At 47.4% G+C, this 26817-nt stretch carries 28 protein-coding genes; 5 read left to right on the plus strand and 23 right to left on the minus strand.

What is annotated here, in order from left to right:
• Positions 1-2: 2 nt before the first annotated feature.
• Genes truD through ftsB form a run of 4 tightly spaced genes read right to left on the minus strand, consistent with a single transcriptional unit; the run spans position 3 to position 2557 of the window.
• Positions 3-1073: a tRNA pseudouridine(13) synthase TruD gene (gene truD / locus LG272_RS08485; RefSeq protein WP_404407948.1), complete on the minus strand. Its 1071-nt coding sequence runs from the start codon at positions 1071-1073 to the stop codon at positions 3-5.
• The gene (gene ispF, locus LG272_RS08490; RefSeq protein ID WP_126758912.1) at positions 1066-1551 is read right to left on the minus strand and encodes a 2-C-methyl-D-erythritol 2,4-cyclodiphosphate synthase; all 486 of its coding nucleotides are present in this window, start codon (positions 1549-1551) and stop codon (positions 1066-1068) included. The genes truD and ispF overlap by 8 nt, the downstream gene beginning before the upstream one ends.
• Positions 1542-2264: a 2-C-methyl-D-erythritol 4-phosphate cytidylyltransferase gene (gene ispD, locus LG272_RS08495; protein WP_126758913.1), complete on the minus strand. Its 723-nt coding sequence runs from the start codon at positions 2262-2264 to the stop codon at positions 1542-1544. Before ispD ends, ispF begins: the two co-directional genes overlap by 10 nt.
• Before the next feature lie 5 nt (positions 2265-2269).
• Complete coding sequence (gene ftsB, locus LG272_RS08500) at positions 2270-2557, minus strand: cell division protein FtsB (protein WP_126758914.1); 288 nt, start codon at positions 2555-2557, stop codon at positions 2270-2272.
• A gap of 107 nt (positions 2558-2664) precedes the next feature.
• Here ftsB and LG272_RS08505 point away from each other — a divergent pair, with 107 nt between their 5' ends.
• Positions 2665-3390, plus strand: coding sequence for a sulfite exporter TauE/SafE family protein (locus tag LG272_RS08505; protein WP_404407951.1), 726 nt, complete (start codon positions 2665-2667; stop codon positions 3388-3390).
• Here the strand turns inward: LG272_RS08505 and LG272_RS08510 are convergent.
• From LG272_RS08510 to rpoE, 16 genes are all read right to left on the minus strand, one after another.
• A complete protein-coding gene (locus LG272_RS08510; RefSeq protein WP_126758916.1) occupies positions 3387-4013 on the minus strand; it encodes a hypothetical protein in 627 nt (208 codons plus the stop codon). The two genes, LG272_RS08505 and LG272_RS08510, sit on opposite strands and share 4 nt — an antisense overlap.
• 18 nt (positions 4014-4031) lie before the next feature.
• Positions 4032-5330: a phosphopyruvate hydratase gene (gene eno / locus LG272_RS08515; RefSeq protein WP_126758917.1), complete on the minus strand. Its 1299-nt coding sequence runs from the start codon at positions 5328-5330 to the stop codon at positions 4032-4034.
• A 34-nt stretch (positions 5331-5364) separates the two neighbouring features.
• Positions 5365-7002: a CTP synthase gene (locus tag LG272_RS08520; RefSeq protein ID WP_404407953.1), complete on the minus strand. Its 1638-nt coding sequence runs from the start codon at positions 7000-7002 to the stop codon at positions 5365-5367.
• Between the two features lie 146 nt (positions 7003-7148).
• Positions 7149-7952, minus strand: coding sequence for a nucleoside triphosphate pyrophosphohydrolase (mazG, locus tag LG272_RS08525; RefSeq protein WP_404407955.1), 804 nt, complete (start codon positions 7950-7952; stop codon positions 7149-7151).
• Positions 7949-10138 (minus strand): GTP diphosphokinase, encoded by a 2190-nt coding sequence (gene relA / locus LG272_RS08530; protein WP_404407957.1) that lies wholly within the window; start codon positions 10136-10138, stop codon positions 7949-7951. The genes mazG and relA overlap by 4 nt, the downstream gene beginning before the upstream one ends.
• Before the next feature lie 4 nt (positions 10139-10142).
• On the minus strand, positions 10143-11450 hold the full coding sequence (rlmD, locus tag LG272_RS08535) for a 23S rRNA (uracil(1939)-C(5))-methyltransferase RlmD (protein WP_404407959.1): 1308 nt from the start codon (positions 11448-11450) through the stop codon (positions 10143-10145).
• On the minus strand, positions 11434-12180 hold the full coding sequence (gene pdxJ / locus LG272_RS08540) for a pyridoxine 5'-phosphate synthase (RefSeq protein WP_404409980.1): 747 nt from the start codon (positions 12178-12180) through the stop codon (positions 11434-11436). The genes rlmD and pdxJ overlap by 17 nt, the downstream gene beginning before the upstream one ends.
• Before the next feature lie 14 nt (positions 12181-12194).
• Entirely contained in the window at positions 12195-12896 is a 702-nt protein-coding gene (gene recO, locus LG272_RS08545; protein ID WP_404407961.1) for a DNA repair protein RecO, read from the minus strand.
• Between the two features lie 3 nt (positions 12897-12899).
• Positions 12900-13808, minus strand: coding sequence for a GTPase Era (era, locus tag LG272_RS08550; protein WP_126758923.1), 909 nt, complete (start codon positions 13806-13808; stop codon positions 12900-12902).
• Positions 13805-14500 (minus strand): ribonuclease III, encoded by a 696-nt coding sequence (gene rnc / locus LG272_RS08555; protein WP_126758924.1) that lies wholly within the window; start codon positions 14498-14500, stop codon positions 13805-13807. The genes era and rnc overlap by 4 nt, the downstream gene beginning before the upstream one ends.
• A gap of 3 nt (positions 14501-14503) precedes the next feature.
• Entirely contained in the window at positions 14504-15439 is a 936-nt protein-coding gene (lepB, locus tag LG272_RS08560; protein WP_404407964.1) for a signal peptidase I, read from the minus strand.
• Positions 15440-15474: 35 nt separating this feature from the next.
• Positions 15475-17286 carry a translation elongation factor 4 gene (gene lepA / locus LG272_RS08565; protein WP_126758926.1) on the minus strand — a complete coding sequence of 604 codons (1812 nt, stop codon included), beginning with the start codon at positions 17284-17286 and terminating at the stop codon, positions 15475-15477.
• Between the two features lie 92 nt (positions 17287-17378).
• Positions 17379-17813 (minus strand): SoxR reducing system RseC family protein, encoded by a 435-nt coding sequence (locus tag LG272_RS08570; protein ID WP_404407966.1) that lies wholly within the window; start codon positions 17811-17813, stop codon positions 17379-17381.
• Positions 17810-18802, minus strand: coding sequence for a MucB/RseB C-terminal domain-containing protein (locus tag LG272_RS08575; RefSeq protein WP_126758928.1), 993 nt, complete (start codon positions 18800-18802; stop codon positions 17810-17812). The genes LG272_RS08570 and LG272_RS08575 overlap by 4 nt, the downstream gene beginning before the upstream one ends.
• Entirely contained in the window at positions 18795-19427 is a 633-nt protein-coding gene (locus tag LG272_RS08580; RefSeq protein WP_126758929.1) for a sigma-E factor negative regulatory protein, read from the minus strand. The genes LG272_RS08575 and LG272_RS08580 overlap by 8 nt, the downstream gene beginning before the upstream one ends.
• 20 nt (positions 19428-19447) lie before the next feature.
• The gene (rpoE, locus tag LG272_RS08585) at positions 19448-20026 is read right to left on the minus strand and encodes an RNA polymerase sigma factor RpoE (RefSeq protein WP_126758930.1); all 579 of its coding nucleotides are present in this window, start codon (positions 20024-20026) and stop codon (positions 19448-19450) included.
• A gap of 173 nt (positions 20027-20199) precedes the next feature.
• Here rpoE and nadB point away from each other — a divergent pair, with 173 nt between their 5' ends.
• Positions 20200-21801, plus strand: a complete 1602-nt coding sequence (gene nadB, locus LG272_RS08590) for an L-aspartate oxidase (protein ID WP_404407969.1) — start codon at positions 20200-20202, stop codon at positions 21799-21801.
• Here the strand turns inward: nadB and LG272_RS08595 are convergent.
• Both LG272_RS08595 and LG272_RS08600 read right to left on the minus strand, forming a co-directional pair.
• Positions 21745-22044: a hypothetical protein gene (locus LG272_RS08595; RefSeq protein ID WP_404407971.1), complete on the minus strand. Its 300-nt coding sequence runs from the start codon at positions 22042-22044 to the stop codon at positions 21745-21747. The genes nadB and LG272_RS08595 overlap by 57 nt on opposite strands.
• Positions 22045-22061: 17 nt before the next feature.
• Complete coding sequence (locus LG272_RS08600; protein WP_126758933.1) at positions 22062-22334, minus strand: succinate dehydrogenase assembly factor 2; 273 nt, start codon at positions 22332-22334, stop codon at positions 22062-22064.
• Positions 22335-22442: 108 nt separating this feature from the next.
• Between LG272_RS08600 and ygfZ the strand changes: the two genes are divergently transcribed.
• The 3 genes from ygfZ to LG272_RS08615 all read left to right on the plus strand — a co-directional run bounded on the left by ygfZ (position 22443) and on the right by LG272_RS08615 (position 25132).
• Complete coding sequence (gene ygfZ, locus LG272_RS08605) at positions 22443-23387, plus strand: tRNA-modifying protein YgfZ (protein WP_126758934.1); 945 nt, start codon at positions 22443-22445, stop codon at positions 23385-23387.
• Positions 23384-23872 carry a peptidylprolyl isomerase gene (locus LG272_RS08610; protein WP_126758935.1) on the plus strand — a complete coding sequence of 163 codons (489 nt, stop codon included), beginning with the start codon at positions 23384-23386 and terminating at the stop codon, positions 23870-23872. The genes ygfZ and LG272_RS08610 overlap by 4 nt, the downstream gene beginning before the upstream one ends.
• Before the next feature lie 105 nt (positions 23873-23977).
• Entirely contained in the window at positions 23978-25132 is a 1155-nt protein-coding gene (locus LG272_RS08615) for a trans-sulfuration enzyme family protein (RefSeq protein ID WP_404407974.1), read from the plus strand.
• 165 nt (positions 25133-25297) lie between these two features.
• On the opposite strand, the gene lysS is transcribed toward LG272_RS08615, so the two are convergent.
• On the minus strand, positions 25298-26806 hold the full coding sequence (gene lysS / locus LG272_RS08620) for a lysine--tRNA ligase (protein ID WP_404407976.1): 1509 nt from the start codon (positions 26804-26806) through the stop codon (positions 25298-25300).
• Positions 26807-26817: the final 11 nt, after the last annotated feature.

Here is a 26817-nt window from a genome sequence, read left to right on the forward strand (position 1 = left end):
GTTTAATTACCTTGTGTTGGTTCACTAATTAGGGCGCTATTGGGAGTACTCATGGAATCACAAATCAATTCACGTAATACACTCGTGGCAAAACTACCACGCGGCAATGAGAACTCAAGTTCAGCGCAATCATCTGCTAACCAGCGTAGTTGCGGGTTCTGTAACGTCATCAGTAATGGGCGACGGGCATGGTCAACCCGCTGTTTAGCTAACCCGTCCATTAACTCTGGATACCGCCGGCAAATCGACTGTTCAAACTCTGCTATCGACGCGGAGCTTGCCCATTTGTCGCTGCCTGGCAACGGCGCTGTCAACATGATATCACCCTGCGAATAGCGCTCAAACAAACTTGCGTCTAACGTATCAACAACGAAAAACGACTGACTACCCTGTAACATGACAGCATCGCCAATTTCCGGCATCAAACGTTGCGTAGAAATGCGTTCGCTTACTACTTGGTTAAATAAAAATGAACGCGCCGCTGATAAATATAAACCGATTTGGTTGCGGGTTAACCGGCGTTTCAATTGTCCCGAAAACCAGCGTTTGGCTTGCTCAATATTCTGACCATTGTGACCAAAGCGCTGTTCACCAAAATAGTTTGGCACACCTTGCTCAACAATTTGCTGCCAGCGTTGCCTAAATTGTTCAGTTTGATCAATATCTCGGATTTTCAATACAAAATGATTAGCGCGGTGCGTTCCGGTTTTAAGTTTTTTGGGCTGCAGAGCGGCTTTTTCTACCGAAAATTCAGGATGCTCTAGGGTTTCCCACGGTAGCAGCGCTTGGCCTGGTAGCTGCACTGAAAACCATTGGTACGTAACAGCATGGCGATCTTTTAAACCGGAAAAGCTGACATCTCGTTCTTTTACCCCCGCAAACTTGGCTAATTGACCGGCTACAAAAGCAGTGTTCGCTCCTTTTTTCTTAACCCATAGCCATTGATGCTCGCCGACTTGTTCGCTTGGTTCAGTAACCGGTAATGCCAACACTTCGGTTACCTGAAAATCTTCAGGTGAAGCTTTAAACGTGCCACGGCAGGTCGGAATTCCATGTAAATAGGCGTCAGTCACGGGCAATACTCGGCATCAACAGAACAACGGCATGACAAGCGATACCCTCTTTTCGACCGACGAAACCAAGCTTCTCGGTCGTCGTCGCTTTCACATTTATTTGGCTTACATCGGCGGCTAAAAGTGCAGCAATACGCTCCCGCATGGCTGGAATGTGGCCCGCCAGTTTTGGGGCTTGGGCAACGACGGTAACATCGAGATTACCCAGCTCGAACCCTTGGTGCTTAACCAACCGATAGACATGCTGTAACAGTTTTCCGCTATCAGCACCGGCATATTGTGCATCCGTATCAGGAAAATGTTGCCCAATATCGCCTAGGGCAACTGCGCCAAGCAATGCATCAGCAACTGCATGTAATATGACGTCACCGTCAGAATGCGCAATCAAGCCTTGCTCATGTGGTACTTGAATACCACCAAGTGTTAGTGGCCCGTCACCACCGAATTTATGCACATCATAACCGTGCCCTATTCGCATGCTTGCTCCTTTGCCATTAAAGCGATAAACATTGCCGCCAAGCGCTCGTCACCAGGCTGCGTAATTTTAATATTGGTTTGCTGCCCCACCACTAACTTCGGATGTCCACCGGTGAGTTCAATGGCAGAGGCTTCATCGGTAATTGCCGCATGCTCAACCCCAAGCTGACGCAGTGCCTCAATAAGCTGTTCGGCGCGGAAAACTTGAGGTGTTAGCGCTCGCCATAAACCTTCGCGCGGTACACTGTTGGCAATAATATCGGCTTTAGCGACTTGCGTTTGTTTGATGGTATCGGCAACAGGAAGAGCAAGAATGGCGCCATCGCCATGTTCAATTCCTGCATCAATCACAGCTTTCAATTCAGACAATTGTAAACACGGTCGCGCAGCATCATGCACCACAACCCAATGGAAGCCATCCGCTTGTGCCGCTGCAACGCCGGCAAATACCGATGCGGCACGAGTGGCGCCGCCAACAACCAAATGTACTGGGCAGTTCGTTTTAAAATGGATTGACTGCACTCGTATATCGTCCGCGGCGACAGCAATGTAGATAGCAGCTACACGGTTATCTGCAGCGACAGCAGCGACACTGTGTTCAAGAACTGTTTTGTCGGCAATGCGAAGATACTGTTTTGGCTCGGCCAGACCCATACGACTGCCGATACCGGCAGCAGGAATTACTGCGGCAACCTTAAGCTGGTTATGCATCATCTCTATTAATTCGTTGTTTGTTTCACTGGCACAATGCGGAAAAAGGTTTCGTGCCGCTTAATCAACCCAAGTTCGTTACGCGCGCGCTCTTCAAGTGCAACCTGACCTTCGCGCAAATCCGCGATATCAGCCGCTAACACTTGGTTGCGCTGCGTTAATCGTGTATTGGTTTCCGCTTGTCGCACCACATCTGACTGTAAGTGCCAATAATCTGGTAAGCTGTTTTTACCGAACCACAGCCGATATTGAAGCGCAATGAGAGCGACAATAAAGATGAGTTTCAATAATCGCATAGCTGTCCCCACTTGCTGTTGTTCGTTATTATAAATAAATGCAGCAGTACTGCTAGTATATCGACCTTTGTCGTAAAGCCCAACGATTAATCGAGAGCGTCTTTATTATGGATTACCTGTTGATCACCTTGATTATTTTCATTGGTGCATGCCTTCAAGGTATTACTGGATTCGGTTCTGGTCTGATTGCGGTGCCTTTACTCACCTTGCTGCTGCCCTTGAGTGTCATTACCCCTACCTTGTCGATTATAAATTTTGCCATGGCAACTTACCTCGCCTGGATGCTTCGACATTCAGTACAAATTCGGCAGTGGCGATGGCTATTATTAACTGGGGTTATTGGCACACTCGCTGGCAACTGGTTACTCAATCATATTCGCTTAGATTGGCTACAAATGGGTATGGCTATTATGGTGATAACAGTCGCGCTGCTATTTTGGTTTGGGGTGCAATTAAAGCATCGCAGTACACCAGGATTGCAGTCAGTGACGGGATTATTGGCTGGTTTTAGTAACGGTGCTTTGACGCTTGGTGGCCCACCAGTGGTGTTGTTCTTAACCGGTAATGGTCTCGATCGCCTTGCTTTTCGCGCAACGCTAACCATTTTCTTCTGGGTGTTAGCGTTAACCAATATTGTGTCGTTTGGCGTTCAGCAACGCTACGAAGCAGCGCATGTTCCCATTGTTATATGTCTTCTCATTGGTGCCATTAGTGGTGCTTGGTTGGGTCACAAAATCAGCGATAAGCTTTCTGAAAGACTATTTCGCAAGCTCAGTCTTCTGTTAGTGATTATTGCCGGAGCAATCGCTTTTGCGGGTGCTTGGAATGCTTAAAAAGTAACAGTGGTCGCCAACAAGACTTCGCGCAAAGCCAACGTTCGTGGGTCAATTCGGCCTTTGTGATTCCATTGATGGCCGCAAAATGCGGGCGCTAAATTGGCATGATCAGGACGCAACAGTCGTAGTTTATCCCCTTCTACTTCGAGGCATTCACCTTGAAATGAAAACCAACCATGCATGTTGCAATGGACACGCTGTTGCGCTTTATCGATTCGATCAATGGAATCTAAACGAGCTTGCTGAATCGGCAGGCGAAAATCAAAAATAGGCACAGTATCACCTAAGCGTGCAGAGTGTGTCAGCCAACGCTGTAATTTACTCGGTTGCGTAGCGCTAACGCTTAGTTGCCGTTTTTGTGGTGTCTGCCAGCTCGCATTTTGAATATCGAGCGTATAAGGTGCGTCACTTTCTAACATCCCTTGGGCGGCATTTTTAACGTGATAAGGCAGACTTTGTAAGCGCCGTTGAAGTAAAGAAATCGATACCTGCGGTTGCTGAGAGAGCTGTTTTAGTTCGCGCTCATATAACGCCATACAGAGCTCTGCAAAAACAGCAGAGCTCACACCCACCGTCGAGGTAGATGTGAGCTGCTGAAAGATATCGCTTTGATGTGTCACGGTAGTGACCCGTTCAGCTTAGCTTTGCTTCGCGTTCACTTCAGCACGACCACGATATGGCGCTTCGCCATTCAGTTCGGCTTCAATGCGCAGCAACTGGTTATACTTAGCAACGCGGTCAGAACGGCACAACGAGCCCGTCTTAATTTGTCCCGCCGCGGTACCGACCGCCAAATCAGCGATGGTCGCATCTTCAGTTTCGCCTGAACGATGTGAAATAACTGCGGTAAAGCCAGCTTCACGCGCCATACGAATTGCCGCTAAAGTTTCCGACAAGCTACCAATTTGGTTAAATTTGATCAAAATGGAGTTACCAATACCTTGCTCAATGCCGCGTTGCAAAATTTTTGTGTTGGTGACAAATAGGTCATCACCGACTAATTGCACACGGTCACCAAGACGATCGGTTAAAACTTTCCAGCCATCCCAGTCGCTTTCGTCAAGACCATCTTCAATTGAGATGATTGGGTATCTCTGACACAGACCGTCAAGGTACTCTGCGAAACCAGCGGCATCAAACGATTTTCCTTCACCCGCAAGGTTATATTTGCCATCGCGATAGAACTCAGATGCGGCACAGTCGAGAGCCAACGTAACGTCGTCACCCATGCGATAACCCGCTTTTTCAACCGCTTCAACTATCACGGTAAGCGCTTCTTCGTTGCTCGCGAGGTTCGGTGCAAAGCCTCCTTCGTCACCAACGGCAGTGCTTAACCCGCGCGCTTGCAACACTTTTTTCAAGGCGTGGAATATTTCCGCACCCATTCGCAAACCTTCTTTGAAGCTTCGTGCGCCAACTGGTTGAATCATAAATTCTTGAATATCAACATTGTTGTCAGCGTGTTCACCGCCGTTGAGAATATTCATCATTGGCAATGGCATGCTAAATTTACCAGCTGTACCGTTGATTTCAGCAATGTGCGCATACAATGGCATGCCTTTGCTACTTGCCGCTGCTTTCGCTGCAGCTAAAGACACCGCCAAAATAGCGTTGGCACCCAGCTTTTCTTTATTTTCAGTGCCATCAAGATCCAACATAATCTGATCAACACGCTGTTGGTCAGTGGCATCAACGCCCGCTAATGCTGGCGCAATGGCGTCATGAATATTGGCTACAGCCTTTTCAACGCCCTTACCTAAATAGCGCGCCGGATCACCATCGCGCAATTCTAACGCTTCACGTGAACCGGTTGATGCACCGCTCGGCGCTGCCGCGCGACCCCAATGGCCGTTATCTAAAAACACATCGGCTTCAACGGTTGGATTTCCGCGTGAGTCCATAATTTCACGAGCTACAATTTTGCTGATTGCTGCCATGACAGTAACCTACTCCTGTTAATACACGCGACGCCTAGGCGCGACGCTTTTTCTGATAAATACCTGCGGCTTCAATAAAGCCACGGAACAATGGGTGCCCATCACGCGGTGTTGAGGTGAATTCCGGGTGGAACTGCGCTGCAACAAACCATGGATGCTCAGGAATCTCAATAATCTCAACCAATCGATTATCATGCGACCAGCCAGAAATTTTCAAGCCGGCTTGTTCCAATTGTTCAATGTAATGACCATTTACTTCATAGCGGTGACGGTGACGTTCTTTGATCACATCTTTACCATAAAGATCGCGCGCCTTGGTACCCTTCACGAGGTTACATGGCTGGGCACCTAACCGCATCGTGCCACCCAAATCTGAACTGGAATCGCGTAATTCTTTTTGACCTTTCGCGTCCATCCATTCGGTAATTAGGCCAACCACTGGATGCTCAGCTTTCGCATCAAATTCGGTGCTATTAGCAGTTTTAAGGCCCGCAACATTACGCGCATATTCAATCAACGCAATTTGCATACCCAAACAGATACCTAAATACGGAATGCCGTTTTCACGAGCGTACTGAGCCGCCATAATTTTACCGAGAATGCCGCGCTCACCAAAACCACCAGGTACGATAATCGCGTCTACATCAGCAAGTTTTGCCACCCCTTTGGTTTCGACGTCTTGCGCATCAATATATCGAATATTGACGGTTAATCGATTCTTTAAACCTGCATGTGCTAGGGCTTCGTTTACTGACTTATAGGCGTCTGGTAATTCAATGTATTTACCCACAAACCCAATAGTCACTTCACCACTCGGATTAGATTCTTGGTAAAGAACTTGTTCCCACTCCGATAAATCAGCTTCTGGACAATCCATGCGGAAGCGGTGCACGACAATTTCGTCCAACCCTTGCGATTTCAAAATCGCTGGAATTTTATAAATACTGTCGACATCTTTTAAGCCGATAACAGCTTTTTCTTCCACATTGGTAAACAATGCAATTTTCGCGCGCTCGTTTGCCGGCAACGCACGGTCTGAACGACACACCAAAATGTCAGGTTGAATACCAATTGAACGTAATTCTTTCACTGAGTGTTGTGTTGGCTTGGTTTTCACTTCACCAGCCGCACCCAAGAATGGCACCAAGGTTAGATGCATAAACAAGGTACGGTCACGCCCTACTTCAGTGGCTAACTGACGAATAGCTTCAAGGAACGGTTGTGACTCAATGTCACCAACCGTGCCGCCAATTTCGATAATAGCGATATCGTATCCAGCACCACCATCAATAATACGACGCTTAATTTCGTTGGTGATGTGTGGGATAACCTGAATGGTTGCGCCAAGGAATTCACCGCGACGTTCGCGACGAATAATATCTTCGTAGACACGGCCAGCAGTGAAGTTGTTTTTCTTAGTCATGCGCGTGCGAATGAAGCGCTCATAGTGACCAAGATCAAGATCGGTTTCAGCACCATCTTCGGTGACAAATACTTCACCGTGCTGAATTGGGCTCATGGTGCCCGGATCGACGTTAATATAAGGATCGAGTTTTAGAATCGTGACCTTTAGGCCACGAGCTTCAAGAATTGCCGCCAGTGAAGCTGCAGCAATGCCTTTGCCCAGCGAAGATACAACACCGCCGGTGACGAAAATATAATTAGTTGTCATGCGAAACCTAAGTCGTCAGGTTAAAAAGGGATTTGCTTCAAGACGGGAAAACAGTATACCTGAAGCATCGCTTGCCGACAATTTAAAATCGCATCATCGGTAACTTTTGCTTAGCTGTTCCCCTGTCTATAAACTCACTTAGCAAATCACCCATCGGTCTTCACTGCTTGCCAATGGCTCTCAAGTTCATCCAAGCTAAGTTCCTCGGGATTCTTATCTAATTCGCGTAAACGTTGCTCGATGGCTTGAAAACGACGTTTAAATTTCAAATTCGTGCGTCGTAGCGCATGCTCCGGGTTAACTTGAGCATGCCGTGCTAAGTTCACTACGGCAAACAAAACATCACCAATTTCCGCTTCAAGCGCCTGTTGATCGCGTTCTTCGCGGGCGAGTTCCTCTTCAACTTCGGCTATCTCTTCGCGAATTTTGGCGAGAACAGGTTGTATGTTCGGCCAGTCAAAACCGACATTGGCGGCTCGCTTCTGCAATTTAAGCGCTAGTAAAATACTCGGCAGATTATCTGGAATACCGTTAAAAACACTGTCATGCTGCCCTTTCTTAGCGCGTTCCTCGGTTTTTATCTGCTCCCACTGAGCTTTAATCTCTTCATCAGTTTGGCTGTTACTGTCGCCAAATACATGAGGGTGGCGGCGAATAAGCTTCTCCGCCGTCTGTTGTGCCACCTCATCAAAGGTAAATTGCTGTTGCTCGGCAGTCAGTTGGGTATAAAAAACAACCTGAAACAATAAATCGCCTAACTCATCTTTAATTTCCGCTAAATTGCCCTCGGTAATAGCCGCAGCAACTTCGTATGCTTCTTCGATCGTGTATGGGATTAGCGTCGTCATAGATTGCTTTAAATCCCATGGACAGCCGCCATTAGGATCCCGTAATCGACGCATGACCTCCAGTAGGGCCGCAACCCCCTGAAAGTTTTCTGACTGACTCATTGTGTGACCCTTTCCACGTTGTGTATCCCTTTCAACTGTCCAATTCTATTGAGTAGACGTTGTACATCTTCCGCACCAGCTACAATAATACCAACGGTTACCAGCGCTTGGCGTGTCGCTGTATCCAAGCGTGAATCAAGTTGCGCGACATTGACTTTTTCGTTCGCAAGGACGCTCGTAATATCATGCAACAAGCCTTGACGATCGTCCGCGTCAATGCGGATGTTCACCCGATAGTTGCCGCGTTTCGCTTGGCTCCAACTAACTTCTAATGCACGCTCTGGATGTTGTTCCAATAAATGTTTGAGTTGTTCACAATCCGTGCGATGCACGGAAACACCGCGCCCTTGCGTAACAAATCCTAAAATCGAATCGCCGGGAACCGGTTGGCAGCACTTCGCAAACTGCACCAACAGGTTACCTATTCCTTCAACCGTTACATCACTTTGTTTACCACTGCGAGTTGCTTTTCCCTTACGCGCGGTTAAGCGTTCGATGCGTTCAGCTGCACTGTCGGTTTCGGGGCGCAATTGGTTGACCACTTGTTGCAGCCGTACATCACCAGCGCCAATTGCCGCGAGTAAATCATCTAAATGCACCATATTAAAGCGTTCTAATATGCTTTCCGCTTGCGCCAATGGCACATTATGTTTCGCTAACTCAGCTTCAAGTAACTCTTTGCCTACTTTGAGGTTTTTATCACGATCAAGCTTTTTAAAATAGGTAACAACTTTGCCGCGTGCTCTCGAGGTTTGTAAATAACCATTCGCAGGGTTTAACCAATCACGGCGTGGTTGAGCATTTTTCTGTGTAAGAATTTCGACTCGCTCGCCATTCTTCAAGTGGTAAGTAAACGGCACAATATGACCATCCACTTTGGCACCAACACAACGGTGCCCCACCTGTGAATGAATGTAATAAGCAAAATCTAACGGCGTCGCACCGGCAGGTAAGTCAATGACTTCGCCTTTTGGCGTAAAAACATAGACGCGGTCTTCAAATACTTGCGAACGTATTTCATCGACAAGGCCTTCATGACCCGCCATATCATCATGCCAGGCAAGCAATTTACGTAACCAGGCTATCTTTTCTTCGAAGCCTGAACCTTTACCCGCAGCACCGCCCTCTTTGTACATCCAATGTGCGGCAACACCAAGTTCGGCGTCGTCGTGCATCGCCTGCGTGCGTATCTGAATTTCAACATGTTTATCTTGAGGACCCAATACCACCGTATGAATCGACTGATAACCATTGGCTTTGGGGGTAGCGATGTAATCATCAAACTCCGAAGCAATATGACGCCATAAACTGTGCACAACGCCAAGCGCTGCATAACAGTCTTTCAGCGAGTCGGTGATAATACGTACCGCGCGAATATCGTATAACTGGTCAAAGTTAAGATGCTTTTTCTGCATCTTGCGCCAAATTGAGTAGATGTGTTTTGGCCGGCCATAAACCGTTGCCTGCACCCCTTCGTCATCTAGCGCTTGTTGTAATGTTTGCAGAAAGTCATTGATATAAATCTCACGGTCAATACGCCGTTCATGTAGTTGAGCTGCAATGGCTTTATAGGTGGATGGATGTAAATAGCGAAATGCGAGATCTTCAAGTTCCCATTTGAGTTGACCAATACCAAGACGATTGGCTAACGGCGCATAAATTTCGTTGCACTCCTTGGCGGCAAGGACACGCGTTTCTTCGTCGAGCGTTTTAACTTCACGTAAAAAACAGATACGTTCAGCTAGCTTGATTAATACCGCCCGAACGTCGGTAACCATCGCCAGTAGCATGCGCCGCACATTGTCTATTTGTACGAGACTGGGTTTACCGTGTTGAAAGTGTTGCAGCGCACTGATGGTCTGCATTTGTTGCACTGCTTCAAGTAATACTGGAAGGCTTTTGCCACCCCACGCTAAAGCTTGTTCTAAATCAATGAGTTGGGCTTCAAAGGCTGGGCTATAAAGCGCTGCAATGAGTGATTCTTGATCAAGGTTGAGACCAATTAAAATCTCAACCATCTCTTCGCCTTTCACCAGAAGCTGTGGCTGCTTCGAGCTTTCACAAATGTGTTTTAGGCGCTCAGCATGTTCACGTAGCTGTGCACAGCGTTCGTCCGAATCTAATTCTGCTAGCCAATCGCCATGCTGATGCGGCTTATCAACATGCGTACTACGCACCCAAACCACCGTGTTACTCCCGTTCGAATAATGTGATGACCTCAATGTGATGGGTCTGCGGAAACATGTCAACCACTTGCGCTTGTTTTAGGGTATAACCATTATCTTTCAGTACCTTTGCATCGCGAGCAAGGGTATCGGGCGCACAGGAAACATAGACAATTTTCTGCGGTTGTCGTGTAGCCACTTCTTTAATAGCCTGCGGAGCTCCAGCGCGGGCAGGATCTAACAACACTTTCGTGAATTGCTCTTGGCTCCAGGCTTGGCGCGACCACGGTTGTTCAAGATCGGTGCAAAAAGCCGCAATACTTAATTGAGCATTGTGAGCATTGGCTTTAAGTTGCTCAACCATCGACGCAACGCCTTCAATCGCCGTAACTTGCGCTCCAGCTAACGCCATCGGTAAACTGAAATTACCACTGCCAGCATACAGCTCTAGAATTTTATCGTTTGGCTGAATATCAAGCCAAGTTAATGCTTGTTCAACCATTTTTTCACTAAGCTGCCGATGCGCTTGCATGAAATTCGTAGGTGAACAGTTAATACTCGCGCCCACCGTGCGATAGCTCAATGGATTTGATGCGGTTAACGGTGCTAGCTGTTGTTCTGTGTCGCACCATACAGCTACTTCGTAGTGCGCTGCAAACTGCTGGAGTTGCTTCTGATCGCTCTCGTTTGGCCATTCTCGGAGTCGCAACAACACCACGACCTGATGTTCAAATTCAATCAATTCAACATGACCTAGCTGTTTGACTAACTCAAGTTGAGGGAGCAGAAGTTGTAACGGGGGAATGAGCCTATTTAGGTTCTCAGCTAACACCACGCAAGCATCAATCACGGTTATTCGTTTGCTCTTCGGCGCTCTAAATCCCATCTTGAATTGCTGGCGTTTGGCGTCATAGTGCACCGCCAATCGTGCTCGTCGACGGTAATGCCAAGCGTCGCCAGCCAGAGGTTCGAGCCATTGCTGCGCTTCAACTTGGCCAAATTTCGCGAGTATTTCTGCCACCACCTGCTGCTTATGCTCACGCTGCGCAGATAACGCTAGGTGTTGCAAATCGCAGCCCCCGCATTGCTCATAAAAAGCACAAAGCGGCGTCACGCGCTGCTTGCTCGTCGTTTGAACTCGCTCTAGCTGCGCATCATGTTTGCCTTGAACGGTAATGGTTACTCGCTCAGTTGGTAATGCCCCAGGCACGAACCGCACACCGGTAGCGGTACGAATAATACCTCGACCTTGGTGATCCAAACCAACAACCTGCTGTTCGGTTAATCGCTGTGGTTTTGTGGCTCGCAATTGCGGCTTATAAAACTGAGCCATGTAACCGCGCCTGTTGCATAATCGCTTTTATATCGCGTACTGCTTGTTCAAGCCCAACTAACACCGCTCGAGCAATAATTGCATGGCCAATATTCAGCTCAACCAACTGAGGAATTGCCGCAATCGGCGCCGTGTTGTGATAATGCAAACCATGTCCAGCATTCACTTGTAATCCCGCCGCCTGCGCATATTCTGCAGCATCTCGTAACTGTGCGAGTGCCTGCAACTGTGCTTTCTCAGTAGTCTGCTCAGCGTAATGGCCGGTGTGTAACTCAATAATCGGAGCGCCTGTAGCAACGGCCGCATCAATTTGACGTTTATCCGCATCAATAAATAAGCTGGTCGCAATGCCATGCTCGGCAAGTTGCGCTACCGCCTTGGTGATCTTAGCTTGCTGGCCGGCAACATCGAGACCACCTTCAGTGGTTAATTCTTCGCGCTTTTCTGGCACTAAACAACAAAAAGTCGGCTTGGTACGACAGGCAATCGCTAACATTTCGTCAGTAACTGCCATCTCGAGGTTCATACGGGTCTGCAAAGTTTTTGCGAGAATCTCAACATCGCGATCGTTAATATGACGGCGATCTTCGCGTAAATGCACGGTAATACCATCCGCACCGGCCTGCTCAGCAATGGCCGCAGCCGTTACCGGATCGGGATAGCTAACACCACGAGCATTACGAACAGTGGCGACATGGTCAATGTTGACACCTAAGTAAATCGGCGCAATTCCAACGGTTGAATTCATGACAAATCCTTAAATTGAACAAAGAGTTGGCGACTACGCAGCGGTTGGTTTCCTAAATAAGGTTGTAATGCCACTCGCATCAGTCGTTTAAATAAGTTTAGCAGGCGCTGATCGGTAACTTCAAAATCACCGAGTCGCAGAATATCGGCACCATTCAACACAATGATATCGACCTGATTGCTGGCATGAGTCAGGGAAAATCCAGCTTCAGGTATAAATTGATACGTCTGAGTTTCGATTATAGGTTGTTCGTGGGTGTCCATGTGCCAATCAAAGCCATGGCCTAAATGACAGAGTAATTGCCATTCAAAGCGTCGTAATATTGGCTCCACATGACTCACTTGGGTGAGCAATTCCAAGGTATCTTGATAATCTTGAAACAGGCCATCAACCACGTGGTATGGTGTAGTCAGGCGTTGCACCAGTTCATTGACATAGAAGCCACTATAGAGTGACGTTCCTTTCAAATTCAGGCTGGTATCCAGCGCTTCTGCGGCAACCAAAGTTTGTAATTCATGTCGGCCGCGCGTACTAATCTGCAATGGCGTAAAAGGCTGCAAGATACTGCGCCAAGCACTTTTCGGTCGTTTCGCACCCTTTGCAATGGCACGAAAACGACCGTGCTCAGCAGAGAACAATTCAACCAGTAAACTGCTGTCTTGATAGGGCCAGCGATGCAATACAAACGCCGGTTCCAACGCTTAATCCTCGCCGTAACCTAAGCTACGTAAAGCACGCTCATCATCAGCCCAGCCGGATTTCACTTTCACCCACAACTGTAGGTGAACTTTACCGCCAACCAAAGGCTCAATATCTCGACGTGCCTCAGTACCGATGGTTTTTAATTTACTACCGCCGGCACCAATCACCATGCGTTTTTGGCCGTCACGTTCAACGAGTATTAATGCATGGATATGCGTCGTGCCTGATGGCGCTGTTTTGAATTGTTCAATTTCAACGGTCGTGCTGTATGGCAATTCATCTCCGGTAAAGCGCATGAGCTTCTCGCGAATAATTTCTGCCACCATAAAGCGTAGCGAGCGATCTGTCACATAGTCTTCAGGAAAGTGATGAACGCCCGGACGTGCATAGTTGTGCACGATTTGTCGCAAGGCTTCCACTTGCGCGCCGGTTGCCGCTGATAACGGGATGATTTCAGCGAACTGATGCTTTTCGGCAAGTTGCTGTAAATACGGTAGCAACTCCGTTTTATCTTTAAACAGGTCAATTTTATTAATGACCAAAATAACTGGGCGCTCTGATTTTTTCAGCTTATTGAGAACCATTTCATCGTCGCTGGCCCACTTGCCCGCTTCAACCACAAATAACACCACTTCGACACCACTCAATGAGCTTGATGCTGCGCGATTCATTAACCGATTAATCGCACGTTTTTCGTCTTGGTGAAGACCCGGTGTGTCCACATAAACAATTTGGCGCTCGCCTTCGGTTTCAATCCCCAAAATGCGGTGCCGTGTCGTTTGTGGTTTGCTTGAGGTAATACTAATTTTTTGCCCGAGAATACGATTAAGTAGCGTTGATTTCCCAACATTCGGACGCCCGACAATGGCGACAAACGCTGATTCTGAGCTATGTTGCGGTTCCGTCATGAATTATCCTGCTGAATAAGTTGTTCAAGCGCTTCGGTTGCGGCTTGTTGTTCGGCTTTACGGCGACTCGTTCCTGTTCCTAGAATCGGCTCTTTTAACCCATCAACTTGACAACTTACGGTAAATTGTTGGTTATGTGCTTGCCCCTGTGTCGCGACAACTTCATAAACAGGAAGCGCGCACTGGCGCCCCTGCAAATACTCTTGCAATCGCGTTTTCGGGTCTTTATGACTTACACCTGGTTTGATTGCCGCTAATTGTTTCGCATACCAGTTTAGTACAACCTCGCGGCAAGTGTTCAAATTGCTTTCTAAATACATGGCACCTAGTAAAGCCTCAACCGCATCAGCGAGTATTGATTCGCGACGATGCCCACCGCTCTTCATTTCACCTGGGCCAAGCACCAAAAACTTCCCTAAATCGAAACGTTGCGCTAATTTCGCAAGACTACGCCCGCACACTAACGTTGCACGCATGCGGCTTAAATCGCCTTCATCAATATCAGGGAATTGTTCAAATAACGCTTCACTAATGATAATGCCTAACACTGAATCACCGAGAAACTCGAGACGTTCATTGTGTTTAGCCGCAGCACTACGGTGCGTCAGCGCCTGCGTCAGCGCATCACGATTTTTAAAGGTATAACCAAAAGATTTTTCAAGTTGTTTCAGTGGTGGTTTCGGTAAACTCACGCCCTACTCCACATTGCCAAGACGATGCCAGCGAACCCCCGAGGGAACCCAATCTGGGAGCCACTCTGGCACCCAAGAATCAGGGCCGCGGTCAAACTCTAAACTCATCCAAATAAATGTCGCTTTACCGACTAAATTCTCATACGGAACAAAGCCCCAATAACGACTATCTTCAGAGTTATCGCGATTATCACCCATCGCAAAATAATGCCCTTCTGGCACTATCCATTCGTCAGCCGCTGTGCCTGCTTGTTGAAAATAGTAAGCGGTGCGAGGCGCTACGGTCGGATCGATGAGAATTTCATGTTTCACTTCACCAAGTTGCTCCGAATAACGTTGCAATGGTGTAGTACGACTGAAATAAACTTCATCTTGCTGTTGTACGTTGCGTTCAATTACTTGTAACTGTGGGCATTCAGCCGAGTTATCAACGCAAGCAGGCTCTAAATACAATGTTTTATTACGATAGATGATTCGATCACCTGGCGTTGCCACAATACGTTTGATGAAATCAACCTGTGGGTTGACTGGAAATTTGAACACCGCAATATCGCCACGGTTTGGTTTTCCAGTTTCCAGCAATTCAGTGCGAAATAGCGGATCACGCACACCATAGCTAAACTTTTGTACCAACACAAAATCGCCAGCCAGCATAGTTGGCATCATCGATGCTGATGGAATTCGAAATGGCTCATAGAAAAAAGAACGAACAATTAAAATGATAAACAAAATTGGGAAAACACTTTGTGCAAATTCCGCCACTCGACCTTGCGGCGCAACCCGTTCACGTTCTTCATCATCCAAAGTTTTGTTCGTCTGCTCTTCTAATTTAGCGATAGTCGCCAAGCGCGCAGGTTTTTTCATTTTAGCATCATAAAGCCAAATCAAACCTGCAACGATAGTTACTAGCGTCAGCACAATCGAATAAAAGTTAGCCATTTAATTTTGATTCCTAGCGCACTAAGCAAATTGCATTACTTGCCAACTTTCAGCACAGCAAGAAATGCTTCTTGCGGTACTTCGACGTTACCAAGCTGCTTCATTCGCTTTTTACCTTCTTTTTGTTTTTGTAACAGTTTCTTCTTACGACTTACATCACCACCATAACACTTCGCAGTAACGTTTTTACGCAATTGCTTCACCGTAGAGCGAGCGATAACGTGTGTGCCGATTGTCGCCTGAATTGCGATATCGAACATTTGTCTTGGAATTAACTCACGCATTTTATCGACCAATTCACGACCACGGCCCTGAGAATTATCGCGGTGTGTAATCATCGCCAAGGCATCCACCTTGTCGCCGTTAATTAACACATCAACACGCACCATGTCCGCTTCTTGGAAGCGTTTAAAGTTATAATCAAGCGACGCATAACCGCGACTCGTTGATTTTAAACGGTCAAAGAAATCCATCACCACTTCAGCCATTGGCAATTCGTACGTTACTGCGACTTGATTGCCATGATAAGCCATTTTCGTTTGTACACCGCGCTTATCAATACACAGCGTAATCACGTTCCCCAGATATTCCTGTGGAACGAGAATATTCGCTTCGACAATAGGCTCGTAAATGGTTTCAATATCATTTACGGCCGGCAAGTTGGCAGGGTTATCCACCTTGTGTTCTTTACCATCTTTGGTGATAACCTTATATACCACCGTCGGTGCGGTAGTAATCAAATCGATATCATATTCACGTTCTAGGCGCTCTTGAATAATCTCCATATGCAGCATACCGAGAAAACCCACACGGAATCCAAAACCAAGCGCTGCAGAGTTCTCTGGTTCATAGAACAGTGATGCATCGTTCAAAGAAAGTTTCGCCAACGCATCACGGAAGTTTTCATAATCGTCCGACGAAATTGGGAACATTCCCGCGTAAACCTGCGGCTTTACTTTTTTAAAGCCCGGTAATGGTTGCGGAGCCGGTTGTTTCGCCAAAGTCAGGGTATCCCCTACTGGCGCACCGTGAATTTCTTTAATACCAGCAATAACAAACCCTACTTCACCACAGCGCAAAATACCGGTCTCTGTTGCTTTGGGTGAGAAAAATCCAACTTTATCAATCTGGTGCGTCTGCCCAGTCGACATGACTTTCATTTTATCGCCAGCACGTAACACGCCATTTTTAACGCGCACCAAACTCACCACACCTTGGTAATTGTCAAACCAAGAATCGATGATTAACGCTTGTAACGGATCGTCAGGATCACCTTGTGGAGGCGGTATTTGCTTAACAATGCGTTCTAAAACTTCATCAATGCCGATACCGGTTTTGGCAGAACACTGCACCGCGTCAATCGCCTGAATGCCGACAATATCTTCAATCTCTTCAGCAACACGCATTGGATCGGCCTGCGGTAAATCGATTTTGTTCAATACCGGAACTACTTCAAGGTCCATTTCAATTGCGGTATAGCAGTTGGCCAAGGTTTGTGCCTCAACGCCTTGTGCTGCATCAACCACCAACAAGGCGCCTTCACAACCAGCCAAACTACGTGATACTTCGTATGAAAAATCAACGTGCCCCGGTGTATCAATAAAGTTTAGCTGATAAGTCTCGCCGTCGAGTGCGGTGTAGTGCAGGGTTACGCTCTGCGCTTTAATGGTAATACCACGCTCGCGTTCAAGATCCATTGAATCAAGTACTTGTTCAGCCATTTCACGGTCAGTTAAACCGCCACAGTGCTGAATAAGACGATCAGAAAGAGTCGACTTACCATGGTCGATGTGCGCAATAATTGAAAAATTGCGAATATTTGCTTGCTTAAACGCCTTCTCTGGCATTAATGCCCCCGCAACAACAAAAAATAAGGAATAAATACTAACCGCTGATCATACTGATTTATGCGGTTCGGGACAAAGAATTTCGGGTAAATTTAATCGATTTGTTGCACGCTCAACAGTTGCGCAACCTGAATGTCACGTTGCTGTAACCAACGCCGCAATAGATAAAAGCTGAATGCAAAACCACTAAAAGCGCTAAGAATCACCCATCCCTCTGGCCACGACAACAGTTGACCCGTTGCAATTGCGATAAGTAATAAGGCTAGAATTGGAAGTAAATATACCATCAGGGAGTAACGTGTAAGTGCTTGTTCAGGAAGTAATAACTCGACTTGCTGACCGGGAGTAAACTGCCCTTTTGGCCGATGAATGCGAAATTCAGCACGGCGATCAGAGAACGCCTTTGAAATAATCCCCGCACCGCAAGTATTCTGCTGTGCACAGCCGTTACAGCCGGTTTTTAATTCGGTAGACACTAATAAAGAATCGCTTTCTACAGCGATCACTTCGGCAAGCTCTCGAATCACTGTTGCGATTCCTGAGTTGATATCGCCATATTCTCGGCTATCCGACGTAGCGTATCAGCCGGCAATTTGCCAACGACGGTCACGGCATGCCCATCGACAAAGGTATTAACAAGCGATTCAGGACCTTGATATGCCAAACTCGGTAGTTTTTGAGCGCGTTGGTCAGACACATAGATCGATAATTCCGTCAGTCCATCGCTAAACAAAAAATAATCAGTTGGTAACTGGGTATCATACAGCTGACGATGGTGTGAACGACGCAAATCAAAACCAGCAGGTAACCAACTCGGGCGCAATGGGAAACGAAGCTCAGCGAGTTGCTGGGTATCATATAACTTAGGCGGCCGCTGAATTGCGCTCACTTCGGTGAGTTGCTCAGGTATTTGATCAGAAAAACTAATCGATGTTAATTGTAATTGTTCGAGTACTTCACCTTGTGGGGTCATCATTTGTAGTTTTAAGAGCATCCCTGAATCACGATCAACCCATAGGTCATAGTGATAACGGTTGTCATCACGGCTGATTAATCGTAGGTACTGAGCAGGACGCCCTGTCACGCGCATTCCACCACTGGCAATAACCTGATAATGCTGATTGATATTCGCAAATGGTTCATAGAACGCAGGTGGTATCAGGCCAATCGTAACATCCGATTGCAGCGTATATGAGCCACCTGCTTGCGAGTAGTAATAGGTTTGATCACCAACACGTAGCGCACGAGTATCGGCGCCGTTCAGATAAATTAATAATTCGAGGTCGGTCTTGTGATCGTAGTTTCCATGAAACCACAGAAGCGGTTGTATTCTCTGACCTTGGCTTTGGACTAGGGTCGCTTCAAAATTAAGGTCACGCAACGAACGAGCCATGCGGTCAAACCAAATCTGGCCCATATTGGCGGCGCGTTCTGCATTAACTTCTTGCTGAGCACTCGCGCCGATAGGAGCGATTGCCACAAACCAAAGTGCAATCGCGACGACGTATTTAGTCATTCTGTTCGTTTAACTTCTCAACGGTTGATGATTCTTGTTGCTGCTGTTCTTTATCAGCTTGCAATGATAGTTGCAATTGACGCTGATGATCTAACATATACGACTGTAACAACTGGCGCTGTTGAGCAATCTCTGCCTCTGACGGCGCTTGTGTCTCAACCATCGTATTGTAACTTACCGGGTTACGCCCACCAAACGGATTCGTGATTAGCGCTGGCGAGGTAACACTTGGTGTTGCCTGTTCAGTTTCTACAACCGGTTGCTGTACCGAAAGCACGGCCACCACAGCAACGCTCGCTGCAATAGCAATACTACCAGCAGGTTTAAGCCAACGACTGGCCGCACGCGCCATTGCACCGCCTTGTTGTACAGACGGTTTTACGATCACTGATTCTTGCGAAATTTGCGCGGCAACACGAGCGCTTATATCAAGCTGTTGATTGGTTTGCGCATCACCCCGCATCACGTGCCCTACCAACGCGTAGCGCTGCCATGTAGCACGTGCCTGTTCATCGTCCAGCAATGCTGAAAGTTCAGCATTAAATGGACGTTCAGCATCAGCACCTGAATCACCGAAGTGATTATCAAGTAATGCTGAGGCATTTTGTTTGCGACGATCAGACATAAAGCTTCCTCAAATTCAGTTTAGCGCTCTAATAACGGCCGTAATTGTTGATCTATAGCTTCACGCGCTCGGAAAATTCGTGAACGCACCGTGCCAATAGGACAATCCATTTCAATGGCTATTTCTTCATAACCTAAACCTTCAATTTCACGCAGTGTTATAGCACGACGTAAATCTTCAGGTAAATCCTCGATGGTTCGCATTACGACGTCACGAATCTCATCCGTTAACAACATACTTTCTGGAGAAGCGCTGTCTTTTAGAGCACCGCTTCCTTCGTAGTATTCTGCTTCATCTGCGTCAACATCGTTGGCTGGTGGTTTTCGCCCTTGTGCCACTAAATAGTTTTTCGCAGTGTTCACCGCTATGCGGTACAACCAAGTATAAAACGCGCTATCGCCACGAAAGTTCGCTAATGCACGATAGGCTTTCACAAATGTTTCTTGAGCTACGTCTGGCACATCAGCCTGTTGTTTGACGTAGCGTGATATCAGACTCATCACTTTGTGCTGATATTTTTTTACCAACAAATCAAAGGCTCTTTGGTCGCCCTGTTGCACTCGTTCTACCAGGGCTTTATCTGTTTCTTGTTCGCTCATCCGAGCCCGCTCTCCTCAACCCCTAGCTACGTCAGATATTAGGCCCGTTGCGTACTTGCAAAGTATGACCCAAGTGTTCGTAAAAAGTTCGCAAAAAAAATTCAAAAGAGTAAAATCGCTTCTATTCCTTTGGCAGATCAGCGTGTTGTCACGCAAATTATCCCACATACTTTATGGAACAAATGTCACATTATCAATGCGATGTACTCATTATTGGTAGCGGCGCAGCTGGTTTAACCCTAGCTTTACAACTCGCTGACCATGCCCAGGTTACCGTGCTATCTAAAGGACCGTTAACCGAAGGCTCAACCTACTACGCACAAGGCGGTATCGCTGCTGTATTCGATGAGAATGATAGCATTGAAAGCCACGTTGAAGACACTTTAGTTGCCGGTGCCGGATTATGTGACATTGAAGCGGTTAAGTTTACCACAAGTCACGCTAAAGAAAGCTTGCAATGGCTAATTGATATTGGCGTTGGTTTTGATCGCGTCGATGATGGTCAATTTCACCTAAATCAAGAAGGTGGCCATAGCCATCGCCGCATTTTGCACGCTGCCGATGCGACGGGTCGTGCCGTGCAAACGACCTTGGTCGAGCAAACGAAACGACATCCGAATATTACGATACTAGAACGCGTGAATGCGGTTGATTTGATCACGCATAAGCACGTAGGCGGCGCACAGCGATGCTACGGTGCGTACATACTGAATCGCGTAAATCAACGTGTTGAAACCATAGCTGCTCGATTTGTGGCTTTGTGCACTGGTGGTGCTAGCAAAGTTTATCAGTATACGAGCAACCCCGATGTTGCGAGTGGCGATGGCATTGCCATGGCGTGGCGAGCTGGCTGCCAAGTCGCTAACATGGAATTTAATCAGTTTCATCCAACCTGCTTGTTTCATCCGAATGCGCAGTCCTTCTTGCTAACCGAAGCATTGCGCGGCGAAGGCGCTGTATTACGACGCCCTGATGGCAGTCGCTTTATGCCAGAGTTTCACCCGGCAGCAGAGCTAGCACCACGTGATGTGGTTGCCAGAGCGATTGATTATGAAATGAAGCGTCTTGGCGCGGATTGTATGTATTTGGATATTTCGCATAAGCCGAAAGCGTTCATCCAAGAGCACTTTCCGAATATTTATGACAAGTGTTTAAGTTTAGGGATAGATATCAGTCAAGAGCCGATGCCAGTTGTTCCAGCAGCCCATTACACTTGTGGCGGTGTGAAAACCGATTTGCACGCACGAACCGCACTCAATAGCCTATATGCCATCGGCGAAGTTGCCTACACCGGCTTGCACGGAGCTAACCGTATGGCGAGCAACTCGTTGCTAGAATGCTTAGTGTTCGCACGGGCTGCGGCGATCGATATCATCGAGCAACTACAGCAGGTCCAGTTGCGTACCGATCTTCCCGCATGGGACGAGAGCCAAGTAAACGATTCCGATGAAGAAGTCATCATTCAACATAACTGGCACGAATTACGTTTATTTATGTGGGACTACGTTGGTATCGTCAGAACCAACAAACGGCTACAGCGCGCTTTGCGCCGTATCGAACTGCTGCAACAAGAAATCCATGAATATTACAGTCACTTCAAAGTAAGTAATAATTTGTTGGAGCTACGTAATTTGGTGCAAGTTGCTGAATTAATCGTGCGTAGTGCCATGGCACGACATGAGAGTCGCGGGCTGCATTACAACCTCGACTACCCTGATTTACTCGCTGAGGCAAAGCCGACCGTATTGACGCCAGCGCAACAAAAATCGAGCTAAACGTCGATATTGCGCATCGCCAAGCCAACTGCGCGGTAGCCATAACCAGCGCCGCACCGTATTCGGATGGTGCAGAATCAGCAAAGCGCCCCATGGAGTAACCCACGATAACGGCTGCAAGTGCCAGCAGGTTTGATCTAAATCGTCGAGTTTTACCCAAACACCAGTTTCGTTATTCACACCCCATACATGCGCTGGCGACCGCAGCCATACCCATGGCCGAACAGTCAATTGCCAAAGCATGACAAATGCACCTGGCGTTAAACTTTAACGCGGCCAAGAATATACGCCACCATAGCTGCTAATTCGTCATCTTCGCATTTTTGATGGCCCATAAACCACGCAAATAAATCTGGATCATCGCACGTTAACAAGCGTCGAAAAGCATCTTGCTGTTGTGCATTGAGATCATCGTAAGCTTCTTCAACGAATGGCATAAATAAAACATCGAGTTCTAACATACCGCGGCGGCACGCCCAACGAAGACGATTTTTATCTTTCAATGTGTCGGCATTTTGTTGCAACTTTTCCATGCGAATCCTTCTTTTACGACAAAAATAATGCGTCGCGAAATAAAACGGCTTGTATAATGAAAAAACATCCCCATCTATTCGTTTATCGATGAGAAAGTGAGGTTTCGTGTGTTAGATACAGAGTTTACCAAAGCTCAGCCTGAATACGTAACGGTTTCATTAACAGATTACGGCATTATTCGTCTGACCGGTCCGCAAACAGATGAGTTTTTACAGGGGCAATTAACCTGTGACATGAAGCAACTCAGTGACCATGGCTGGTTATATGCCGCACACTGCGACAATAAAGGTAAAGCGATGAGTACGCTATTCGTCACTCGCTTTGCTGATAGTGTGTTATTGCTTAGCCATAAAGACGCGATTGCCGCCAGTTTGGCCCAGTTACAAAAATTTGGTGTATTTAGCAAAACGGATATCGTCGATGCGTCTGAGCAATTATCACTGTTTGGCGTATTCGGTACAGCGGCGCCAGCTCGTTTAGCCGAGTGGCTTGAACAACCGCTAAACGTTACCGATAAACAAGCGGTTACTGGGTTTTCAGATGGTGTGGCATTAACTTTGGGTAGCCAGCCAGATCAGTACCTTTTGGTAACCGAACGTGATAACTTCCCTACGAATTCTTCAATGGATGCTTGGAATGCACTTGAAATTGAACGTGGTCGACCGACCCTAGTTTCAGGTACACTATTAGAGTATGTACCCCAAATGCTGAACGTACAGGCGTTGCATGGTATTAGTTTTACCAAGGGGTGTTATATCGGCCAAGAGACCATCGCTCGGATGAAATATCTGGGCAAGCAGAAGCGAGCACTGTTTCGTTTAGTTGGCCAAGGGCAATCGGTTTCAGCCGGTGCCACGCTGGAACAGCAACTTGGTGACAATTGGCGACGTGCCGGTACGGTAATTAATGCAGTGAGCCGTGCTGACAATCAACTTGATCTATTAGCAGTATTGCCAAGCGATATTGAGGCAGATACTAAGCTAAGAGTAAAAGATGATGACGCGAGTCTTTTGGAAATTTACCCACTGCCTTATAACTTGGATGAATCATGAGTCAAACTATTAGCCAGGACAAAGTTGTTGGAATTCACTACACCGTGAAAACCGCCGAAGGCCAAGTTCTGGATCAATCAAAAGAAGGTCAACCGCTACAATTTATCTTTGGGCGCGGTATGTTGATTAAAGGTCTTGAGAACGCGCTTGACGGTAAAGCAACTGGCGACAAATTTGAAGCTGAAATTCAACCAGCTGATGCCTACGGCGAGCGTCACGACGGTCTTATTCAAACCGTTCCACGCAGCTTATTTGGCGACAACGAAGTGGCTGTTGGCATGCAGTTCCGCGCTAGCACTGATGCCGGTGAGCAGTCTGTGATGATTGTTGACGTGAGCGATGACGAAGTAACGGTCGACGGCAACCATCCGTTAGCTGGTACAACGTTAAACTTTGACGTTGAAGTAGTTGAAGTGCGTGATGCGGATCCAAGCGAATTGGACCACGGCCACGTGCATGCTGATGGTAACCATAACCACGGCTAATTCGCAGAAAATTGCGACAAAAACGCACCTTCGGGTGCGTTTTTTTATGCGTAATACAGCGTATACTGATCGCCACATTTGCCATTTTTACAAGTGACTTTATTCATGACTAACAGCAAAGCTTATCCATTTAGTGCTGCCACAGCACTTGCTCAGGCGCTCGGTAAAATCGACCAAGAAAGTCAAGGTGTCGTGCTCCCTATCCACGTGGCCACCACCTACATTCGTGGTGCGGATAATACCTACCCAACTGGCAACGTCTATTCGCGTGCAGACAATCCAACGTATAAGCCAGTTGAGCAGCTGTTATGTCAACTTGAAGGCGGCGAGCAAGCGTTATTATTTGGCTCGGGTATGGCGGCCGCTACAGCCGTATTTTTAGGTTTAAAGCCCGGTGATCATGTGGTTGCACCAACGGTCATGTATTGGGCACTGCGTAATTGGCTGCTAAACTTCGCCACCGATTGGGGTTTACGTATCGATTTTGTCGACATGACTGATCTTGAAGCGGTGGCTGCAGCAATCAAGCCGCAACAAACCAAGTTGGTTTGGCTAGAAACTCCTGGCAATCCAATGTGGACCATAAGTGATATCGCCGCCATTAGTGAGTTAGCAAAGTCAGCCGGTGCTGCGGTTGCTGTCGATTCCACTTGTGCGACACCATTGCTGACGCAACCTCTAGCGCTAGGCGCAGATATTGTCATGCACAGCGCGACGAAGTATCTAAACGGCCACTCAGATGTGATTGCTGGTGCGCTAATTACCAAACAAGACTCGCCTTATTGGCAGCGTATTCGTGCGGTGCGCGCACAAGGTGGCGCCGTCCCTAGCCCGCATGACGCGGCACAATTGCTTCGCGGCATGCGTACCATGCACTTACGGGTAAGAGAGAGCTGCAGCAATGCCATGTTCTTGGCGGAGCAACTCGAACAGCATCCACAAATTCTTGAAGTGTTGTATCCCGGATTGCCAAGTTTTGCGGGGCATGCGGTCGCCTGTAAGCAAATGCATGGCGGTTTCGGTGGGATGTTATCCATTCGCGTTAAAGGTGGTGAGAGCGCAGCAGTGCATCTTGCGGCGAACACCAAACTATGGAAACGCGCCACGTCGCTCGGCGGCGTCGAAAGTTTGATTGAACACCGCGCCAGCGTTGAAGGCGAAGGCACACCTTGCCCTCCTGATCTACTGCGCTTATCAGCCGGAATTGAAGATAAGAACGAGCTCTTAAACGACTTGTTACAAGCGCTACCTAAAGCCTAACTGGTTACTGGTTACTGGTTACTGGTTACTGGTTACTGGTTACTGGTTACTCGTTATTCGTTATTCGTTGTTCGTTACTGGTTATTCGTAAAACGAAAAAGCCCGGCGTAAAACGCCGGGCCACCTCTAATATCTAATATCTAACAGCTAATATCGCTTTTGCCGTTATTTACGTGGGCGCATGTGTGGGAACAACAACACATCACGAATTGACGGCGAATCAGTTAACAACATCACCAACCGATCAATCCCGATACCCTCACCCGCTGTTGGCGGTAAACCGTGCTCCAGAGCGGTCACGTAATCTTCATCATAGAACATCGCTTCATCGTCACCCGCTTCTTTTTGCTGAACTTGTTCACGGAAGCGCTCTGCCTGATCTTCAGCGTCGTTAAGCTCCGAGAAGCCATTCGCCAGCTCACGTCCACCCACGAAGAACTCAAAGCGGTCGGTAATAAATGGGTCGTTATCGTTACGACGAGCCAATGGCGAAACCTCAGCTGGGTAAGCGGTAATAAAGGTTGGTTGCATTAGCTTGTGTTCCGCAACCTCTTCAAAAATCTCGATTTGGATTTTACCCAAGCCCCAATTTGGCTTCACTTTAATGCCTAAAGATTCAGCCAATGCCGTTGCTTGCTCAATACTATTAAGCTGTGCATCGGTTGCTGCTGGCAGGTGCTCCAAAATCGCTTCTTTAACCGTCATTCGCGCAAACGGCTTGCTGAAATCGTACTGAACCCCTTCACTTTCAAATTGCGCTGACCCTAGAATTTCGGTGGTCATGCCACGTAGCATATCTTCCGTTAAATCCATTAAGTCTTGGTAGTCTGCATAGGCCCAGTAGAACTCAAGCATCGTGAACTCTGGGTTGTGACGGGTCGATAGACCTTCATTACGGAAGTTACGGTTAATTTCAAATACTTTTTCGAAACCGCCCACAACCAAGCGCTTCAGATAAAGCTCAGGCGCAATACGCAGATATAACTGCATATCTAAGGCATTATGATGCGTGACAAACGGACGCGCAGCAGCGCCGCCTGGAATGGTTTGCATCATCGGCGTTTCTACTTCCAAGAACTGCTTTTCAGCTAAGTAACGGCGAATGTAATCGACCACTTTTGAACGCACAATAAAGGTATTGCGAGACTCTTGATTAGTAATCAAATCCAAGTAGCGCTGACGATAGCGCATCTCTTGGTCCGATAAACCATGGAACTTATCAGGTAACGGACGCAACGCCTTAGTCAATAGACGAACGTCATCAACTTGTACGCTCAACTCACCAGTTCCGGTGATAAACAGCGTTCCCGAGGCACCAACGATGTCACCGAGATCCCACTTTTTGAATTCTTCGTTATAAAAGCCTTCAGGCAGATTGTCGCGCGCCACATACAGTTGAATTTGGCCCGACATATCTTGAATGGTTGCAAAACTAGCCTTGCCCATAATACGACGCGTCATCATACGACCAGCAACACTGACGCGAATGCCTTTCGCCGCGAGTTCTTCTTTCTCAGAACCATCAAACTGTTCATGCAATTCAGCAGCTAAACTGTCGCGACGGAAATCATTCGGGAATGCTACGCCTCGCTCGCGCAACGCAGCAAGCTTAGCCTTGCGCTGGGCGATTTGTTCATTGACGTCCAACTCAGGGGCTTGCGTTTTATCGTTCATGGGTACGTTTC

Origin of the sequence: Pseudidiomarina marina (assembly GCF_044807045.1) — a bacterium.
Lineage (GTDB): Bacteria > Pseudomonadota > Gammaproteobacteria > Enterobacterales > Alteromonadaceae > Pseudidiomarina > Pseudidiomarina marina.

Coding starts and splice junctions, on each gene's coding strand:
- ispF (WP_126758912.1), bottom strand. CDS start 1,551: ATGCGAATAGGGCACGGTTATGATGTGCATAAATTCGGTGGTGACGGG.
- ispD (WP_126758913.1), bottom strand. CDS start 2,264: ATGATGCATAACCAGCTTAAGGTTGCCGCAGTAATTCCTGCTGCCGGT.
- ftsB (WP_126758914.1), bottom strand. CDS start 2,557: ATGCGATTATTGAAACTCATCTTTATTGTCGCTCTCATTGCGCTTCAA.
- LG272_RS08505 (WP_404407951.1), top strand. CDS start 2,665: ATGGATTACCTGTTGATCACCTTGATTATTTTCATTGGTGCATGCCTT.
- eno (WP_126758917.1), bottom strand. CDS start 5,330: ATGGCAGCAATCAGCAAAATTGTAGCTCGTGAAATTATGGACTCACGC.
- LG272_RS08520 (WP_404407953.1), bottom strand. CDS start 7,002: ATGACAACTAATTATATTTTCGTCACCGGCGGTGTTGTATCTTCGCTG.
- mazG (WP_404407955.1), bottom strand. CDS start 7,952: ATGAGTCAGTCAGAAAACTTTCAGGGGGTTGCGGCCCTACTGGAGGTC.
- rlmD (WP_404407959.1), bottom strand. CDS start 11,450: ATGGCTCAGTTTTATAAGCCGCAATTGCGAGCCACAAAACCACAGCGA.
- era (WP_126758923.1), bottom strand. CDS start 13,808: ATGACGGAACCGCAACATAGCTCAGAATCAGCGTTTGTCGCCATTGTC.
- lepB (WP_404407964.1), bottom strand. CDS start 15,439: ATGGCTAACTTTTATTCGATTGTGCTGACGCTAGTAACTATCGTTGCA.
- lepA (WP_126758926.1), bottom strand. CDS start 17,286: ATGCCAGAGAAGGCGTTTAAGCAAGCAAATATTCGCAATTTTTCAATT.
- LG272_RS08575 (WP_126758928.1), bottom strand. CDS start 18,802: ATGACTAAATACGTCGTCGCGATTGCACTTTGGTTTGTGGCAATCGCT.
- LG272_RS08580 (WP_126758929.1), bottom strand. CDS start 19,427: ATGTCTGATCGTCGCAAACAAAATGCCTCAGCATTACTTGATAATCAC.
- rpoE (WP_126758930.1), bottom strand. CDS start 20,026: ATGAGCGAACAAGAAACAGATAAAGCCCTGGTAGAACGAGTGCAACAG.
- nadB (WP_404407969.1), top strand. CDS start 20,200: ATGGAACAAATGTCACATTATCAATGCGATGTACTCATTATTGGTAGC.
- LG272_RS08595 (WP_404407971.1), bottom strand. CDS start 22,044: ATGCTTTGGCAATTGACTGTTCGGCCATGGGTATGGCTGCGGTCGCCA.
- LG272_RS08600 (WP_126758933.1), bottom strand. CDS start 22,334: ATGGAAAAGTTGCAACAAAATGCCGACACATTGAAAGATAAAAATCGT.
- LG272_RS08610 (WP_126758935.1), top strand. CDS start 23,384: ATGAGTCAAACTATTAGCCAGGACAAAGTTGTTGGAATTCACTACACC.
- LG272_RS08615 (WP_404407974.1), top strand. CDS start 23,978: ATGACTAACAGCAAAGCTTATCCATTTAGTGCTGCCACAGCACTTGCT.
- lysS (WP_404407976.1), bottom strand. CDS start 26,806: ATGAACGATAAAACGCAAGCCCCTGAGTTGGACGTCAATGAACAAATC.